Source organism: Serratia sp. TSO36 (genome assembly GCF_057808395.1).
Genome location: NZ_JBJZOU010000008.1, coordinates 14,151 through 30,530 on the forward strand (window position 1 = coordinate 14,151; position 16,380 = coordinate 30,530).

Here is a 16,380-nt window from a genome sequence, read left to right on the forward strand (position 1 = left end):
CCTCGCTGTCGGTGAGTGTTTACCCTGTTCGGTTAAAGCATAGTGTTTCAGGCAATGAATACCAATCAATGTATATAATATTAATATAAAACAATGTGATGCGTATTTTGTTGTTTGACGTTTACCGGGGGCCGGCGCTATGCTCTTGGCGCTAAAGGAACCTTCCTCACTGACAGGGACAGACGACATGAAAAGACTGAAAAGCGCGGCGCTGTTGTTGCCGCTGTTGGCGCTCAGCGCCTGCACCCACCACCTCAGCAGCGCGGAGCGGCATGCCAAGCACTACGTTTATCAAACGCGCGACGACTTCGACCCGCAATTCCGCACCGATGTGAACGGCAGCATTAAAAACGCCGTGCCGATGTTCGAACAGTTCTACCAGCAGGGGAAAAAGGATCGCGCGGCGGGCGTGGCGCGCAGCGAGGCGCAGCAAAAGGCCGATTATCTGGCCAGCCCGGAATTCCAGCAGAACATGGAACACAAAACCATTTTCATCAATCGCGCCTACAGCGGCTCCGACAATCCTAAACGCCGTCAGGTGCTGTCGCAGGAAGCGGTGGGCGCCTACTGGGACGGTTACGAAGGCCGCTGACTGAATCCCACATAAACAGAAGGTAATAAAAACTGGCCTTCTGCCGGTTATTTGATTATAAAAACCGCCGCTAAGGACGATGTTCATAATCGAAACCAGGAGTGTTTATGTTGGCAAACGTTAAGCGTTCGTTCGCTGCCGCCGTCGTATTGATGTTGGCGCTGCCCGCGGTTCAGGCCGCGGATTACCGTGCGGGCGAGCAATACACCCGGCTGGATAAGCCGGTAGCCGCCGCGCCTGCGGTGGTGGAGTTCTTCTCCTTCTACTGCGGCCCTTGCTATCAGTTCGCCGAGACCTACCGGGTAGGCAGCACCGTGGCGCAGGCGCTGCCCGCCGGTGAGAAAGTCACCAAGTATCACGTCAGCCTGATGGGCAAACTGGGCAATGAGCTGACCGAAGCCTGGGCGGTGGCGACGGTACTGGGCGTAGAAGACAAGATTGAAGGGGCGATGTTCGACGCGGTGCAGAAACAGCGCGCCGTCAATAGCGCCGAAGATATTCAGCGGGTGTTCACGGCGGCCGGCATCGATGCCGCAACCTATGAAAACGCGCGCCACAGCCTGCTGGTCAAAGGGTTGATCGCCAAGCAGAACGAAGCGGTAAAGGCGTTCGAGGTGCGCGGCACCCCGTCGTTCTACGTAGCCGGCAAATACAAGATAGACAATGCCGGCATGGCCAGCACCAGCGTTGAAGGCTACGCCAAAGAGTACGCGGCGGTGGTGCGGCATCTGTTGGATACGCAGCCTTAAGGCGATTCCTCCTCCGGCGCCCGATGATCTGTGATCGCGGCGCCAAATCCCCGGCTCGCCATTGATTGTGTGTTAACGGATTGTTATGGTGGTTTTCTGTTCAACGGCGCAGCACCGCTGCTGTTTGAAGGGAGAGATCATGACGGCATTGGCAACGCTCCGGGACGTCGGCTTCGAAGAGTGGCTGGGGAAAATCAACACCGCCTGCGGCCGATTCTGCGCGAAAACGCTGGGGCCGGGCTTCAGCGGGGCGATGCAGGAATTCCGCGCCCATGCGCTGCGCCTGAGCGTGGTCGACGTGTCTCAGGCCCGGCTGTACCGCACGCCGCGCGAGATCGCCCGCAGCGACGGCGCGCACTTTTTTACCGTCTTCCAGCTGCGCGGCAGCGCGTTGATGGAGCAGGGCGAGAGCCAGACGCTGCTCTCTCCCGGCGACATCACGCTGATCGACGCCTCACGGCCCAGCAGCTTTACCTTCCAGCGCGATTCGCGCCAAATCTCCCTGTTGTTGCCGCGCGGCTGCCTGCCGGTGCCGCCGCCTTGCGCCCAGCGTCTCGGGGCAGAGCTCAGCGCGGTGCGCCTCAGCCGCCAGCTGGTGCTGAGCAGCATGCAGGATCCTCAGCTTGCCGCGGCAGAAAGCGAGGCGGTGCTGAATGCGCTGGCGGCGCTGCTGCGCCCGGCGCTGGCGCTCGAACAGGCGCGCCCGGAGGGGCAACAGCCGGTTTTCGACAAGGCACTGGCGTTGATCGACAGGCATATTCAGTCGCCGCAGCTGCGCCCGGAATGGGTGGCGGCCGAGTTGGGGGTGTCGCTGCGCAGCCTGTATCGGCTGTTCGCCCGTCAGGGGCTGGTGGTGGCGCAGTACATCCGGAACCGCCGGCTGGATCTGTGCGCGCAGGCGCTGCGCAGCGCCGCCGGGCAGGAGAAGCTGGCCGGAGTCGGCCTCGACTGGGGTTTTGCCGATCACAGCCATTTCTCGACCGCTTTCAAGCAGCGTTTCGGCATGTCGCCGAGCGAGTACCGTCGGCAGTATCAGTAAGCCAGGGCGCGGGCCAGGCCCGCGCCGCTTCACTCAATAGCGGATGCAGACCGATTTCGACTCGGTGTAAGCGTCCAGCCAATCCGGGCCGAAATCACGGCCGCTGCCCGACTGTTTGAACCCGCCGAACGGCATGTTCGGGTCGATCAGCGTATGGGTGTTGACCCACACGGTGCCGGCCTGAATGCGCGGCGTCAGCGCCATCGCCTGCTGCAGGCTGGTGGTCCACAGGCTGGCGGTCAGCCCGAAGTCGGTGTCGTTGGCCTTGCTCAGCGCCTCTTCGGCGCTCGCCACCCGAATCAGGTTGACCACCGGGCCGAACACTTCCTCACGCGTCAGGTTCAGCCGATCGTCCGGGTTGATCACCAGCGTTGGCGGAATGTAGAAGCCGTTGGCATCCGGCCCGGCCGCGCCGCCGATAAGCTCGGCGTTTTTCGCCCGGGCGTCGTCCAGGTAGGCCGCCACCTTGTCGCGGTGCGCGAGCGACACCAGCGGGTTGATTTGCGCGCCGGTATCCATCCCCGGCCCGACCGACAGCGATTTCACCGCCTGTTCGAAACCTGCCACCAGCCGATCATAAATCGGCGCTTCGATATAAATTCGCGAGCTGGCGGCGCACACCTGCCCCTGATTGAGGAAGCTGCCGAGCATCAGGCCTTCGATCACCTGCTGCGGATCGGCGTCTTTCAGCACGATGGCCGGGTTTTTACCGCCCAGCTCCAGCGTCACGCGGGTCAGGCGATCCGCCGCCGCGCGCGCGATGCTTTTGCCCACCGGCGTGGAGCCGGTAAAGCTGACTTTGGCGATCAGCGGATGTTCGGTCAGCGCCTTGCCGCACACGGTGCCGCGGCCGGTGACCACGTTGAACACGCCCGGCGGCACGCCGGCTTCGCTCGCCAGTTCGGCGATGCGCAGCAGGGTGAGCGGGGTGGTTTCCGACGGCTTGATGACGATGGAGCAGCCCGCGGCCAGCGCCGGCATCACTTTCCACATGCCGATCATCAACGGGAAGTTCCAGGGCACGATGCCGGCGACCACGCCGATCGGCTCTTTACGGGTATAAACCTGATATTTGGCGCCCGGCGGCATCGGAATGGAGACGTCCAGCGTCTGGCCGGTGATTTTGGTCGCCAGCCCGGCGGTGTAGCGCATCCAGTTCAGGGTGCTGCCGACTTCGAAAGCGCGGGCGATGTTGATGGATTTGCCCTGCTCCAGGGTTTCCAGTTGCGCCAGCTCCTCGGCGTGCTGTTCCAACAGATCGGCGAAGCGCAGCAGGATGCGTTCTCGTTCTACCGGCAGACGCTGCGCCCAGACGCCTTCGCTGAAGGCTTTGTGGGCGGACTGCACCGCCAGCGCGACGTCGTGTTCGTTGGCATCGGCGGTGGTGGCGATCTGCTGCCCATTGGCGGGGTTATACACCGCCAGGCGGCCTTCCGCGGCGGACGCGCGCCACTGGCCGTCGATATACAGCCCATGCTGACGATCGAGAAAACGCGACACGCTATCCAGCACGGCTACGGTATTGTCAGACATACATCCTCCGTTCAGGCTCATCAGGTTATCGTTAACCCTGCAAGTCTAGATCAGCGGAAAAGCGGCGGCTTTGGTCTGCCTGACATTCGGTTTGCCCTGCGTGTCATTTTGCCGTGACGGAAGGGTAAACCGCGGCCGGCGGGCGCCGGCCGGGAGGGATCACGAGCTCAGGGTCGCCAGACGGGTAGCGAAGCCGAGGAACAGCAGGCCGATCAGGCCGTTGCCGAGCTTCGCCAGGCCTTTCTTGTGATTGAAGAAATGCGCCAGCATCGCGCCGGAGAAGATCAGCGTGCTCATGTAGATAAAGCTGACGGCTTCGAGGATCAGCGCCAAAATGGTGAACGACAGTCCGGTGTGCGCGTAGTTGAAGTCGATGAACTGCACGAAGAACGACACGTAAAACAAGATAGCTTTCGGGTTGGTCAGGCTCAGCGTCAGCGATTTGCGCAGAATGCTGTGGCCGCCTTCAATCTGCTGCTGTTGCGCCTGCGCCTTCTGCACGAAGGTGGCGTAGAGGATTTTTGCGCCGAGGAACAGCAGGTAAATCGCGCCGAGAAAACGCACCAGGGTGAACAGGAACGGCGTGGTGCGGATCAGCGAAGCCACGCCGATATAGGCGCAGAAGATCAGGATCGCATCGCCGATGAACACGCCGAGCGCCGCGGTGTAGCCGGCGCGCACGCCGCGCGATACGCCGGTTTTCAGTACGTACAGCGTATTCGGCCCCGGCAGAATGATAATGAAGACCACCCCGGCCAAATAGGTCCATAAATTCAGGACGCCAAAACTCTCTAACACAATAACCTCTCCATGCGCGCAACTAACAGGCAAAAACACTGGCCACGCCCGTGACCGGCCGCGATCCTAACGCTGTGCAACCGGGTTGGCAACGTAATAAACTTCATGTTGTTGGTTAAAAATTGTCGAAACATTGTTGAAAACGTCGGCGCCGAATTAAAAAGCAAGAGCCGACGTGTTTCGCCAACGGCCCGTCACTATGCTGGTTAACATCGAAACCGCAGTGAGGAACGGATGATGAAAAACGTAATCGACAGCGCCGACCCGCGCTGGCTGGCGATCGTCAGCCGCGATAAACACGCCGACGGCCGCTTTATCTATGCGGTGAAAACCACCGGCGTGTATTGCTCGCCTTCTTGCCCGTCACGCCAGCCGAATCGGCAAAACGTGGAGCTTTTCGATGACGCCGAGCAGGCGGAGGCGGCCGGTTATCGGCCCTGCAAACGCTGCCGCCAGGGGCTGACGCCGTTGACGGAGCAGCATGCGCGGCAGATAGCCGAGGCCTGCCGCTATATCGAACGGGCGGAGAAAGCGCCGTCGCTGCAGGCGCTGGCGCACCACGTCGGGTTGAGCCAATACCATTTCCACCGGCTGTTCAAAGCGATCACTGGCCTGACGCCGAAAGGCTATGCCGACGCGCAGCGCAGTCAGCGCTTACGCACCGGTCTGACGCAGCAGGAGACGGTGACCGACGCGATTTTCGACGCCGGCTATGGCGCCAACGGCCGCTTCTACCGGCAAGCCAACGCCGCGCTCGGCATGACGCCGAAGGCCTACCGGGCGGGCGGCAAAGGCATGCGCATCCATTTCGCCGTCGGGCGCTGTTCGCTGGGCGAGATCCTGGCGGCGCAGAGCGAGGTGGGGATCTGCGCCATTCTGCTGGGGGACGATGCGCAGCGGTTGGTGCAGAATCTGCAGGACAAATTTCCCAATGCTGAGCTGATCGGCGGCGACGCGCAGTATGAAGCGCTGATGGCGCAGGTGGTGGGCCTGATTGAAGCGCCGGAGAACGGGCTGGCGCTGCCGCTGGATATTCGCGGCACCGCGTTTCAACAGCGGGTCTGGCAAGCGCTGCAGACGATACCGGTCGGTGAAACCGTCAGCTATGCCGATATCGCCCGGCGCATCGGCGCGCCCAAAGCGGTGCGCGCGGTGGCCGGCGCCTGCGCCGCCAACGTGCTGGCGGTGGCGATCCCCTGTCACCGGGTGGTGCGCAACGACGGCGCTTTGTCCGGCTATCGTTGGGGCGTCGAGCGCAAGAAAGCCTTGCTGGAAAAAGAGGCGCAGCGATGAGCCGCTCGCTGGCGGCGCGGCTGGCCGAATTGGACTGGGCGGCGATTGAACGCGAACTCGATGCGCAGGGCTGTGCGCGGTTGCCTGGCGTGCTCAGCCAAGACCTGTGCCGCGAGCTGGCGGCGCTCTACCCGCACGATGCGCACTTCCGCAGCCGTGTCGTGATGGCGCAGCACGGTTTTGGCCGCGGCGAGTACCGCTATTTCGCCTATCCGCTGCCGCTGCCGGTGGCCGAGGCGCGCAGCCTGATGTATGCGCGGCTGGCGCCGGTGGCCAACCGCTGGAACGCCTTGTTGGGTCTGGCGGCACGCTATCCCGCCGAACACGAGGCCTACCAGGCCGAATGCCACCGGGCCGGCCAACGGCGGCCGACGCCGCTGCTATTGCGTTACGAAGCGGGGGATTACAACTGTCTGCATCAGGATCTGTACGGCGAGCGGGTGTTTCCGCTGCAGGTGGCGTTTTTGCTCTCCGCCCCCGAACGGGATTTCACCGGCGGCGAATTCGTGTTGACCGAACAGCGGCCGCGGATGCAGAGCCGGCCGGAGGTGGTGCCGCTACAGCAGGGCGACGCGGTGGTGTTCGCCGTGCATCATCGCCCGGTGGAGGGGGCTAAAGGCTATTATCGGGTCAATCTGCGCCACGGCGTCAGCCGGATACGTTCCGGCCAACGCCACACGCTGGGGGTGATCTTTCACGACGCGCTATAGCTTGCGCGCCAGCAGGGTGGCGAAGCGCAGCGAGATGCGGTTGCCGGCGGCGTCGGTCTTGTGCAACTGGCCGACGTCCTCGTTGTATTTGAGGATCTCCCAGTCGCGATAATAATGCTGCAGTTCACCCGGGCTAAAAGTGAACGGGAACGGCAGCGGGCAGGGATAATCCTCGCTATCCATCGCCGCCACGATCAGGTTATGGCCGCCGCGCACGGTGCTGTCCTGCATGTTTTGCACGATAGGCGGAATTTGCTGGCGTTCGAGAAACATCATCACCACGGTGGACAGGATGAAGTCGTATGCGCCGCTGAAGCGGTGGGTATTGAGATCCTGCACGCTGGCGCTCAGGCGGGTCAGCTGCTCGGCGTCGATGATCTGATTGAGGTGGTCTATCGACGGCGCGTGCTTGTCCCAGGCGGTGACGTCGAAACCTTTCAGATTGAGATAGAGCGAATTGCGGCCGCCGCCGCAGCCCAGATCCAGCGCCTTGCCCGGCGCGATGCGCGCCGCTGCCTCGATCACTTCGGAGTGGGTGCGCGTCAGTTCGTATTTCTTGTGGTAGTAATCTTCCGGCGTGCAGTAAAACGCCAGCCGGCAGGTCATGTCGTCCGAGAAGGAAACGATGCGATGCCACTGCTGCGGTGCGATAAACGGCGGCTGGCTTTCGGGGCTGAACTGCCAGGTCTCGGTGGTGGCGCCGTCCTCGGTCATCATGGCGAACGTCAGGCTGCCGCTCAGCACGGTGAGCTTCGCCCAGGTGCCGCTCTGGGTGTTGTGGCGCTGGCGGAAGGCCTCCGGCAGCGTGTCGCTGTTCCATTCCGGCAGGGTTTTATAGCAAAGCAGCAGCTGCTCCATAAGGGGCTCCTCTGGCTGGGCAAGCAAAGTGATTTATATGATGCATATAAAATACATCTTTATCGAGCGTTTGAACATAGCGGCCTGACGGAAAGGCGCGGCATATCTTTATACTGGATTGTGCGCGGCGGCTGGGCTAATTTCAGTGCTGTTCATGTCATCACGTTCAGGGAAAAGATGCCGATACCTCGTTTATTCCACCCGCAGCCCTTCCGTTGGCTGAGCCTGGCCGCGCTGCTGGCGCTGGCGGGCTGTACCAGCAAAACCACCACCACGGCGCCGACGGCGCGCCCCGCCGACGTCAAAGCCCGGCTGCTGACGCTGATCCCGGCCAACGCCGGCGATCGTCAGGGCTGGGCCACCGATATTACCGCCGCCTTCGCCGCGCAGGGCATTGAGCCGAGCGATGAGAACCTGTGTTCGGTGCTGGCGGTGACCGAACAGGAGTCGACGTTCCGGGCTAACCCGCAGGTGCCGGGGCTGCCGAAGATTGCCTGGAAGGAGATCGACCGGCGCGCCGATCAGATGCACATCCCGAACTTTTTGGTGCATACCGCGTTGAAGATCTCGTCGTCGAACGGCCAGAGCTACAGCGAGCGGCTCGATAAGGTGCGCACCGAGAAGGATCTGAGCGATATCTTCGATGACATGATCGACCGTGTGCCGATGGGGCAGAAGCTGTTCGGTCATTTAAATCCGGTACATACCGGTGGCCCGATGCAGGTGAGTATTGCCTTCGCCGAGGCGCACGCCAAAGGGTACCCTTATCCGGTCGACGGCTCGATTCGCCGCGAAGTTTTCAGCCGGCGCGGCGGTATGTACTTCGGCATTATGCATTTGCTGGGGTACCCAGCCGATTACAGCCGGCCGATTTACCGCTTTGCCGACTTCAACGCCGGCTGGTACGCCAGCCGCAACGCGGCGTTCCAAAACGCGGTCAGCCGGGCGAGCGCCATTCCGTTGGCGCTGGATGGCGATCTTATCGACTTCGGCAGCGACAAGCCCGGCTCGACCGAGCTGGCGGTGCGCACGCTCGGCAAGCGCCTGAACATGAGCGACAGCGCCATTCGCCGGGCGCTCGAGAAAGGCGAGACGGCCGACTTTGCCGACACCGAACTGTATAAGAAGGTCTTTGCGCTAGCGGGCGGTAAGCTGCCGCGTGAGATGCTGCCGGGCATCCAGCTGGAAAGCCCGAAAATCACCCGCAAGCTGACCACCGCCTGGTTCGCCAAGCGGGTGGACGAACGCCGCCAGCGCTGCATGGCGCGCGCCGGCGGGTAACCCAAAAGAAAACGCCGCCGGTGGCCTGAAACCACCGGCGGCGCGATCGCGCATCAGGCGCTGCGGCGCGGGTTGGTCAGGCCGAAGTTAAAGCTGTTGCAGCGGTTGCAGAACTCTTTCATCACCGGCGGCGTGTCCATCATCGGCACTTTCACCTCGATAAACGCTAGCCGATCCTGCCGCGAGGCGTGTTCCAGGGCCATTTCCAGCTGTTGTGTGGTTTCCACCGCCACGCTGAACGGCTGCGCCTGGGTATTCAATACCGCCGGCAGTTTGGCGTAGTCCCACGGGCCGATGTCGTTGTAGGACGAGTTTTCGCCGAGGATATAACGCTCGATGGTGTAACCGTCGTTGTTGATCAGGAAGATGATCGGCTTTTGCTCGCAGCGCAGCAGGGTAGACACTTCCTGCGCGGTGAGCTGGAAGGAGCCGTCGCCGATGAACAGCAGGTGACGGCGCTCAGGGGCTGCCATCAGGGTGCCGAGCAGCGCCGGCAGGGTATAGCCGATCGAGCCCCAGATCGGTTGGTTGACCACCTTGACGCCGCCCGGCATGCGCATGCCGCCGATGGCGGCGCCCGAGGTGCCGTTTTCCACCACCACCACGTCATCCGCCCGGATAAATCGCTGGATCCGTTGCCACAGATAGGCCTGGTCGATGGGGGCGTCGCTCGGCGTCGCCAGCTTTTCACGCGGATCGGGCAGCGGCGCCAGGGGCTGTACCGGTGCGTCTTCGCTCAGATCCAGCAGCGCCTGCAGCAGGTCCGCCGTTGCCACCGCCGGGTAGGAGGTGTTGTCCAGCTTCAGCGAGAACGGCTGGATATCCACCTGAGCGGCGGCGGGAATTTGCTGCGAGAAATAGCCGGTGGTGGAGTCCACCAGACGCACGCCGAAGCTCAGCACGCAGTCCGAGTGCGCCATGCGTTCATACAGTTCGGGGCGCGACAGGTTGCCGCTGTAGCCGCCCATCCAACCGGCGGTATCTTCCGGAATGATGCATTTGGCGGTCGGCATATTGGTTAGCGGAATGGCAAAGCGGTGAGCGACTTCGATCACCAACCGCTGCAGCTGATAGCGATCCACCATTTGGTCGACCAACATGATCGGGCGCTGCGCGCGTTTTATTTTGGTTAACAGCGCCATCGCCGCTAATTGCACATTGTATTTATCGCTGGCCGGCAACTGCGGCGCCGCTGCGGCTGCGGCGATTTCAATTTCGACGTCGCAAATATCGGAAGGCAGCTGTAAATACACCGGTTTCTTCTCTATCCAGGCGCGGGAAATAACGCGCGGAATTTCCTGCGCGGCATTTTCCGGCGTAATCAAGGCTTGAGCAACGGTGAATTGTTTAAAACAGCTCATGACGTTGTCGAAATTGCCGTCGCCCAGAGTATGGTGCAATAGCTGATGATTCTTCATCGCGTGCAGCGGCGGCGTGCCGGCGATGCAGACCACCGGCGAGGATTCGGCATAGGCTCCGGCGATGCCGGACAGCGCGGCCAGATCGCCGACGCCGTAGGTGACGATCAGCGCGCCGGCGCCCTTCATTCGGGCATAGCCGTCGGCGGCGTAGGCGGCGTTCAATTCATTGCAGTTGCCGATAAACGCCAGCCGGTCGTCGCTTTCCAGCAGCTCCAGCAGGCTGAGGTTATAGTCGCCGGGCACGCCGTAAATACGATCGACGTTCAGGGCGTGAAGCTGTTGCAGAATGAATGACCCGATAGTTATTTTCATTGATTGCTCCGGATTATTTATCTTTATTTTGTCTGGCGAAAATCAGCAAAAATAAATTGCTGGCGATGTTGTGTCGTTAGTATTAACAGTTATTTAAAGCGTCGGCTTGTTCAAGAGACGGTGGGCAGGCGGTAAATAGGCGGTTTGTATTCGGCGCTTTACGCGATTGGGAAATACATAAAAAGTAGGGTTATCGTGTATTGGGAGGAGGCGGTATTTTTCATTGGCGGTATATCGACAGCAAAGCGGCGGCGCATTGGTATTTATCATGATGCAGGGCGAATCATCCGGTACTTTTGACGCCACGTTAAATCCCATTGAGCGACACAACGCTTTTTGCCTGGGAAAGAAAAACCGAAACTGACGTGAAGGGGGATTTTGGTGATCCGCCGCACGCTTATTTCATGAAACCATTGCGCAACTATTAAAAAACAAAAAATTAACAACAATCGGTTTTTGTTCGCCCATTTTCGTCAGCTTTGCTTTACGGGGGCTGCAGTGCGCGCCACGTCGGGCCGGCGTTAAAATACGCCGTTGCGGGCGCTAATATAACGTGGTGGCCATCACATTCCGTGGGAAGTGATACGTAAACTTTTCTCCACGTGTGCGCAGATGGCGTATACCTACCAGAGGGGATGATGTCCCTGTGGTGCTGGTCTGTGAGGGGGTTACGCGATGAAAAGCTATCGACATATTCTGGTACTGATTCACGATGAGCGCGATGGGCTGCCGTTGCTGCGTCAAACGGTGGCGATGGTGCGCGGGTTGCCGATCGCCATCACCGTCGGCCACCTTAACGCCGACTATGCGGAGCTGGAGTACGGCAGCGATGCGCTGGTCAAAGATCGCCAGGCGCAGGAGGTGATCGCCGCCAAGGCGATGCTGAGCCGGTTGGTGAGCACCGTCGATGCGCCGGTTGCGGTCAAGGAAATTGTCACCATCCGGCGCTTTAAGGACGTCAACGATTTCATTCATCAGGCCGGCATCGATCTGGTGGTGGTCGGGCACCAAAACCGCCTGTTCGGCCTCTATTCCTCATATTCTCTGGAATTTGTGAACCGTCTCGATGTCGATGTGTTGGTCAAGCATCTTGCCCGCGAATAGCGTGCGACAAAGCGGACTTTTCCCACGGTTTTGCCGTCTTAAAGGCGATAGCATGCGGATAGACAGAGGTACGGTTTGTCACCAATTATTGGGCATTTTCCGGCGCTAAACTTAACCAAAGCACAACGGGCGTTGGATAAATTAGATACAGCTTGATCTTGCCTGGGCTATCGGTAAAAATCTGCGGCCGTATTTTTACAGGAGCTTTACGATGTTTCTCAAACGGACTCTTTTGGCATGTTCTCTGGCGTTGATATTTCCTGCACTGCCTTCTTACGCTGAGGTTGGTACAGAAAGTGGCAATACCGCGCAGGCTGAAAAACCGGGTCTATGGCAGCGTTTTACCGATAACGTGGCGGAGACCTGGAACAACTCGCCTAACCACGATCTCTATATCCCGGCCATTACCTGGCACAACCGTTGGACTTACGATGATGAACATATCGATAAGTACAACGAACGCCCGTGGGGCGCCGGTTACGGCATCTCCCGCTACGACAGCGACGGTGACTGGCACGGCATCTACATCATGGCGTTCAAGGACTCCTTCAACAAGTGGGAGCCGATCGGCGGCTACGCCTACGAGAAGATCTGGCGCCCGCTGGATGACAAGGATTTCCGCCTGGGGCTGGGCTTTACCGCCAGCGTCACCGCGCGTGACAACTGGAAATACATTCCCATCCCGGCGCCGCTGCCGCTGGCCTCTATCGGCTATCAGCGGCTGACGTTCCAGGCGACCTACATTCCCGGCACCTATAACAACGGCAACGTGTTCTTCGCCTGGCTGCGCTGGCAGTTCTAAACTTCCTGAATTCCGAAAAACGGCGCGGCGGCGAGATTAAAGGAACTTGTCGCCGCCGGCGGCGTCGGAAAGGGTATCCCGGCGCGCTGCGCCGATTGCATGCCGTTATTACAGGAGTTTCACCACTATGATCACCAAACATCGTTTACTGCTGGCTTTGGCGCTGTCCGCTACCCTGGCCAGCGGCGCCACCCAGGCCGCCGGGCTGATGGATTCCCTCAGCAGCGCGGCGGGCGAACTGAGCAAGTCGGGCGGCGACAGCAGCGGCGGCATGTCGCTCTCCTCGTTGACCGGCCTGCTGAACGGTGGCGACAAGGCGTTGAGCTCCAGCAGCATGACCAATGCCGCCGGCATCCTGCAGTACTGCGTGAAAAACAACGTGCTGTCGGCTAACGGCGCCGAAGGGGTGAAAGATCAGCTGCTCAGCAAGCTGGGCATCACCAGCACCGAAAACGCCAAGAGCCAGGATTATCAGCAGGGCCTGGGCGGCTTGCTGCAGACCGGCGAAGGCAAGAGCCTGGATCTGAACAGCCTGGGCACCTCGCAGATCACCGAGAAGGTGAAGCAAAAAGCCTGCGATCTGGTGCTGAAACAGGGCAAATCCTTTATTTCATGATGAGCGAACGGCGGAGCGCTCCGCCGTTCTTTTTTGCATAAGCTGGAAAAATGAAAAAAACGTTGATGCTTTCCCTGCTGGCAGGGATGACGATGTTGCAGGGGTGTTCCGTGAAATCCAACGATGCGCCACCGCCGCCGCAGGTGAAACCGATCGGCATGGCGAACCCGGCCGACGTGTACTGCACCCAAATCGGCGGCAAGCTGAACGCCAAAGAGAACGCGGCGGGCCAGTATTCCACCTGTACCTTGCCGAGTGGGCAGGAAATTGAAAGCTGGGAGCTGTTCCGCCGCGATCATCCGGTGAAAAAGTAACCCTCTCGGCGCCGGCTTTTCCGCCCGGCGCCCGATCAGAATTGGCGATCGCCTATCGACTGCAGCTGCAGGCTGCCGTCCTTTTGTAGCGTCAGCGGCATGCGCCAATCGCGCTGTTTATCCAGGTTGAACGGCCGGGAGCGGAACATGCAGCCGGTCTTGATGTTCTTGATTTTCATCACGTGTTCCGCGTCCGCATTGATTTTCACCTCGAAGCTGCCGGCGGGCGGAATAAAGACTTCAGCCAGCTGCTGCGGCGCCGTCGGCGTTTCCAGCTTGACCAGCACCGCAAAATCGTTGCCCTGATTATCCAGCGTCAGCCGATGCAGACCGGCCGTGGGCAGCCGCGTCGGCTGATGCAGATAACCCGCTGAGGCGGGCCACGGCTGCCCGGCATTGTCATGCAGCGGCCCGCCGCACTGTTCACGCGCCTCGCGCAGCGGCATTTCGCGCTTTATTGCGCGGTTGTAATCGGCGGGGGCGGCGAGGCTGAACTCGTCGTCATATTGGTGGGCGCGCAGATAGCGCTTGGCGCTGAGCACCCCAACGGCGACCAGCATGAAGAACAAAAATATCCTCAGGCGATTTTTGAAAATCAGCCCGAACAGCTTCCCGGGGAGTTGAAACAGCCACCTTGCGATCGTCAATAACATCGTTTTCCCTTAGCGTCCAAGCCGTTACGTCTGCGGTAACTTCGCTTGCCTCAGTATAGCCAACATCCCGCAGGCGAAAATCCTGCCCGGCGATTTTTCTTTCGCTCACGGTTGTACGTTTGTGTTTGTTTGTGTACATTTGTGATCACTTTAGCGTCACCGGATTGACACGATGTCCAAACTGCTACCGAATGAGCGCCACCAGGCCATTCTCGACACGCTTCGCCAACAGGGGCGGGTGCTGGCGCTGGAGATGGCGCAGCGGCTGAATACCACCGAAGCCACCATCCGCCGCGATCTGCGCCAGCTGGCGGCGCAGAATCTGTGCAAACGCATCTATGGCGGCGCGCTGGCGCCGACGCCGGCCGAAGGCCCCGTTGCGGCGCGCATGGCGCTCAGCGGCGATGAGAAGCTGACGCTGGCGCAGACCGCGCTGGGGTTGATCGGTGAAGAGCAACTGATCTTCCTCGACGCCGGCAGCACCCACCTGTATCTGGCGGATCTGTTGCCGCGCGATCGGCGTTTGACGGTGGTGACCAATGCGTTGAGCATCGCCGGCAAAATGCTGGAACGGCCGGGGCTCCGCACCATTCTGATCGGCGGCGAGCTGGATGCGCAGGTCGGCGGCTGCGTGGACGCCAAGGCGGCGGAAGAGATAGACGGTTTCCATTTCGATCTGGTGTTCACCGGCATCTGCGCCTACGACCCGGACGGCGGCTTTTCCGCGCTGAGCTACCAGGATGCCACGTTCAAAAAGCGGCTGCTGACGCGTGCCGGCAGCGTAGCGGTGCTGTGTACCCGCGACAAACTCAATACCTACGCCCCTTACCCCTTCCTGCCCGCCGGGCGGGTGGATCATCTGGTGACGGCGCGCGGCGCGCACCCGCAGCTCGAGCTGCAGGTGGCGCAGGGCGGCGGCCAGGTTTGGCACAGCGATTTACCGACCGGAGAATGATGATGAAAATAGCCCATGTAGCCCTGTGGACCCGCGATATCGACGCGCAGCTGGCGTTCTGGCAGCGCTATTTCAACGCTGAGGCGGGCGAGGAGTACGTCAGCCGCAACCGGCCGGGGTTTGTTTCCCGCTTCGTCAGCCTGGCGGCCGGGCCGACGCTGGAGATCATGCGCGTGCCGACGCTGTTGCCGGCGCAGGCCCAGGAAGAGCGGGTGGGCTGGGCGCACATCGCGCTGTCGCTGGGGGATGAGGGGCAGGTCGATCGGTTGGCGCAGCGCGCGCAGCAGGAGGGTATCCTGCTGTCCGCGCCGCGCTGGACCGGCGATGGCTTCTACGAGGCCGTCATCCGCGATCCGGACGGCAACGCGATTGAAATCACCGCCTGATCACTCCTCTTCGATGCTGGTGAACTGCTCGCCCAGATAATCGAGCAGCAGCCTTACCGCCGGCAGCAGCCCGCGGCGCGACGGGTAAACCGCATGCACCACGCCGCCCTGCGGCTGCCAGCCGGGCAGCAACTGAACCAGTTCGCCGCGCAGCATGTCGTCGCGCATCATCATCGCCGGCAGCTGAACGATGCCGGCGCCGGCGATGGCGGCGGTGCGCAGCATCAGCATGTCGTCGGTGACCAGCCGCGGTGTGTGTTCCCACTCCACCCGTTCACCCTGCGGGCCGGTCAGCCGCCATTGGTGCTGAGCGCGCGCGGGGCCGAGATCGAGCGTCGGGTATTTACGCAGGTCTTCCGGCGCGTGCGCCGGCCCGAGGGTACGCACCAGCGCCGGGCTGGCGGCGACGCACCAGGTGCGCTGCGCCAGGATCTTCAGCACCAGATCGCTGTCTTCCAGCGGCGGCGGCCGCACGCGGATCGCCAGATCCAACCCTTCCCCCACCACGTCCACCCGGCGGTTGGTCGCTTCCAGATGCACCGTCACCTTCGGATAGTCGGCCATAAAGGCCGCCACCATGCTGCCGACGCGGGTGTGCAGGATCGCCACCGGGCAGGACATGCGCACCGTGCCGCAGGGCTCGGCGCGCGTCTGTTCGATCGCCTGCTGCGCCGCTTCCGCTTCCACCAGCATCGCCTTGCAGTGCGCGTAATAGTTTTGGCCGACCTCGGTCACCGAGAAACGCCGCGTCGAGCGCTGGATCAGGCGCACGCCCAGGCGCTCTTCCAGCAACGCCACGCGGCGGCTGAGCTTGGATTTGGGAATGCCCAACGCCCGGCCGGCGGGGGCGAATCCCTGGTGATCGACCACGCTGGCGAAGAAAAACAGATCGTTCAGATCGGTCAGCATCCTATCCCTTATCGTTCTACCAGTAGAACGCTGAGTGTACATCTTGCCTACTACT

At 61.2% G+C, this 16,380-nt stretch carries 19 protein-coding genes; 12 read left to right on the forward strand and 7 right to left on the reverse strand.

From position 1 onward, the window contains the following. Positions 1-187 precede the first annotated feature (187 nt). The 3 genes from ACK3CV_RS05055 (at position 188) to feaR (ending at position 2,380) form a co-directional block, all read left to right on the forward strand. Positions 188-592: an Exc2 family lipoprotein gene (locus ACK3CV_RS05055; RefSeq protein ID WP_041033536.1), complete on the forward strand. Its 405-nt coding sequence runs from the start codon at positions 188-190 to the stop codon at positions 590-592. Between the two features lie 107 nt (positions 593-699). Beyond that, positions 700-1,341 carry a DsbA family protein gene (locus tag ACK3CV_RS05060; protein ID WP_041033539.1) on the forward strand — a complete coding sequence of 214 codons (642 nt, stop codon included), beginning with the start codon at positions 700-702 and terminating at the stop codon, positions 1,339-1,341. Positions 1,342-1,480: 139 nt separating this feature from the next. After that, positions 1,481-2,380: a transcriptional regulator FeaR gene (gene feaR, locus ACK3CV_RS05065; RefSeq protein WP_033637230.1), complete on the forward strand. Its 900-nt coding sequence runs from the start codon at positions 1,481-1,483 to the stop codon at positions 2,378-2,380. A gap of 33 nt (positions 2,381-2,413) precedes the next feature. On the opposite strand, the gene ACK3CV_RS05070 is transcribed toward feaR, so the two are convergent. Further along, positions 2,414-3,913 (reverse strand): aldehyde dehydrogenase family protein, encoded by a 1,500-nt coding sequence (locus ACK3CV_RS05070; protein WP_164040336.1) that lies wholly within the window; start codon positions 3,911-3,913, stop codon positions 2,414-2,416. Positions 3,914-4,072: 159 nt separating this feature from the next. Next, positions 4,073-4,711 carry a leucine efflux protein LeuE gene (gene leuE, locus ACK3CV_RS05075; protein WP_016928933.1) on the reverse strand — a complete coding sequence of 213 codons (639 nt, stop codon included), beginning with the start codon at positions 4,709-4,711 and terminating at the stop codon, positions 4,073-4,075. Positions 4,712-4,948: 237 nt separating this feature from the next. Between leuE and ada the strand changes: the two genes are divergently transcribed. Together ada and ACK3CV_RS05085 are read left to right on the forward strand one after the other, a co-directional pair. Beyond that, positions 4,949-6,004, forward strand: coding sequence for a bifunctional DNA-binding transcriptional regulator/O6-methylguanine-DNA methyltransferase Ada (gene ada / locus ACK3CV_RS05080; protein ID WP_164040334.1), 1,056 nt, complete (start codon positions 4,949-4,951; stop codon positions 6,002-6,004). Then, the gene (locus ACK3CV_RS05085; protein WP_164040332.1) at positions 6,001-6,714 is read left to right on the forward strand and encodes a 2OG-Fe(II) oxygenase; all 714 of its coding nucleotides are present in this window, start codon (positions 6,001-6,003) and stop codon (positions 6,712-6,714) included. The genes ada and ACK3CV_RS05085 overlap by 4 nt, the downstream gene beginning before the upstream one ends. On the opposite strand, the gene tehB is transcribed toward ACK3CV_RS05085, so the two are convergent. Continuing rightward, positions 6,709-7,572: an SAM-dependent methyltransferase TehB gene (gene tehB / locus ACK3CV_RS05090; protein ID WP_164141912.1), complete on the reverse strand. Its 864-nt coding sequence runs from the start codon at positions 7,570-7,572 to the stop codon at positions 6,709-6,711. The two genes, ACK3CV_RS05085 and tehB, sit on opposite strands and share 6 nt — an antisense overlap. Before the next feature lie 177 nt (positions 7,573-7,749). Between tehB and ACK3CV_RS05095 the strand changes: the two genes are divergently transcribed. Continuing rightward, positions 7,750-8,853: a DUF1615 domain-containing protein gene (locus ACK3CV_RS05095; protein ID WP_164141910.1), complete on the forward strand. Its 1,104-nt coding sequence runs from the start codon at positions 7,750-7,752 to the stop codon at positions 8,851-8,853. Between the two features lie 53 nt (positions 8,854-8,906). On the opposite strand, the gene ACK3CV_RS05100 is transcribed toward ACK3CV_RS05095, so the two are convergent. Further along, entirely contained in the window at positions 8,907-10,586 is a 1,680-nt protein-coding gene (locus tag ACK3CV_RS05100; RefSeq protein WP_060426658.1) for an alpha-keto acid decarboxylase family protein, read from the reverse strand. 675 nt (positions 10,587-11,261) lie between these two features. Here ACK3CV_RS05100 and ACK3CV_RS05105 point away from each other — a divergent pair. The 4 genes from ACK3CV_RS05105 (at position 11,262) to ACK3CV_RS05120 (ending at position 13,422) form a co-directional block, all read left to right on the forward strand. Then, positions 11,262-11,690 carry an adenine nucleotide alpha hydrolase family protein gene (locus ACK3CV_RS05105; RefSeq protein WP_164141908.1) on the forward strand — a complete coding sequence of 143 codons (429 nt, stop codon included), beginning with the start codon at positions 11,262-11,264 and terminating at the stop codon, positions 11,688-11,690. Between the two features lie 211 nt (positions 11,691-11,901). After that, a complete protein-coding gene (gene pagP / locus ACK3CV_RS05110; RefSeq protein WP_025301698.1) occupies positions 11,902-12,492 on the forward strand; it encodes a lipid IV(A) palmitoyltransferase PagP in 591 nt (196 codons plus the stop codon). Positions 12,493-12,619: 127 nt separating this feature from the next. Continuing rightward, on the forward strand, positions 12,620-13,108 hold the full coding sequence (locus tag ACK3CV_RS05115; protein ID WP_015376789.1) for a YjjA family protein: 489 nt from the start codon (positions 12,620-12,622) through the stop codon (positions 13,106-13,108). 50 nt (positions 13,109-13,158) lie between these two features. Then, the gene (locus tag ACK3CV_RS05120; RefSeq protein ID WP_004940597.1) at positions 13,159-13,422 is read left to right on the forward strand and encodes a putative hemolysin; all 264 of its coding nucleotides are present in this window, start codon (positions 13,159-13,161) and stop codon (positions 13,420-13,422) included. Positions 13,423-13,457: 35 nt separating this feature from the next. On the opposite strand, the gene ACK3CV_RS05125 is transcribed toward ACK3CV_RS05120, so the two are convergent. Then, complete coding sequence (locus ACK3CV_RS05125; RefSeq protein WP_230201083.1) at positions 13,458-13,982, reverse strand: hypothetical protein; 525 nt, start codon at positions 13,980-13,982, stop codon at positions 13,458-13,460. Then, positions 13,924-14,214: a hypothetical protein gene (locus ACK3CV_RS05130; RefSeq protein WP_228657570.1), complete on the reverse strand. Its 291-nt coding sequence runs from the start codon at positions 14,212-14,214 to the stop codon at positions 13,924-13,926. The genes ACK3CV_RS05125 and ACK3CV_RS05130 overlap by 59 nt, the downstream gene beginning before the upstream one ends. Positions 14,215-14,247: 33 nt before the next feature. On the opposite strand from ACK3CV_RS05130, the gene ACK3CV_RS05135 reads away from it, so the two are divergent. Both ACK3CV_RS05135 and ACK3CV_RS05140 read left to right on the forward strand, forming a co-directional pair. Further along, the gene (locus ACK3CV_RS05135) at positions 14,248-15,030 is read left to right on the forward strand and encodes a DeoR/GlpR family DNA-binding transcription regulator (RefSeq protein WP_033637241.1); all 783 of its coding nucleotides are present in this window, start codon (positions 14,248-14,250) and stop codon (positions 15,028-15,030) included. 2 nt (positions 15,031-15,032) lie between these two features. After that, on the forward strand, positions 15,033-15,416 hold the full coding sequence (locus ACK3CV_RS05140) for a VOC family protein (RefSeq protein ID WP_041033561.1): 384 nt from the start codon (positions 15,033-15,035) through the stop codon (positions 15,414-15,416). Here the strand turns inward: ACK3CV_RS05140 and ACK3CV_RS05145 are convergent, their stop codons facing one another. Further along, complete coding sequence (locus ACK3CV_RS05145; RefSeq protein WP_033637243.1) at positions 15,417-16,325, reverse strand: LysR family transcriptional regulator; 909 nt, start codon at positions 16,323-16,325, stop codon at positions 15,417-15,419. Between the last annotated feature and the right edge of the window lie 55 nt (positions 16,326-16,380).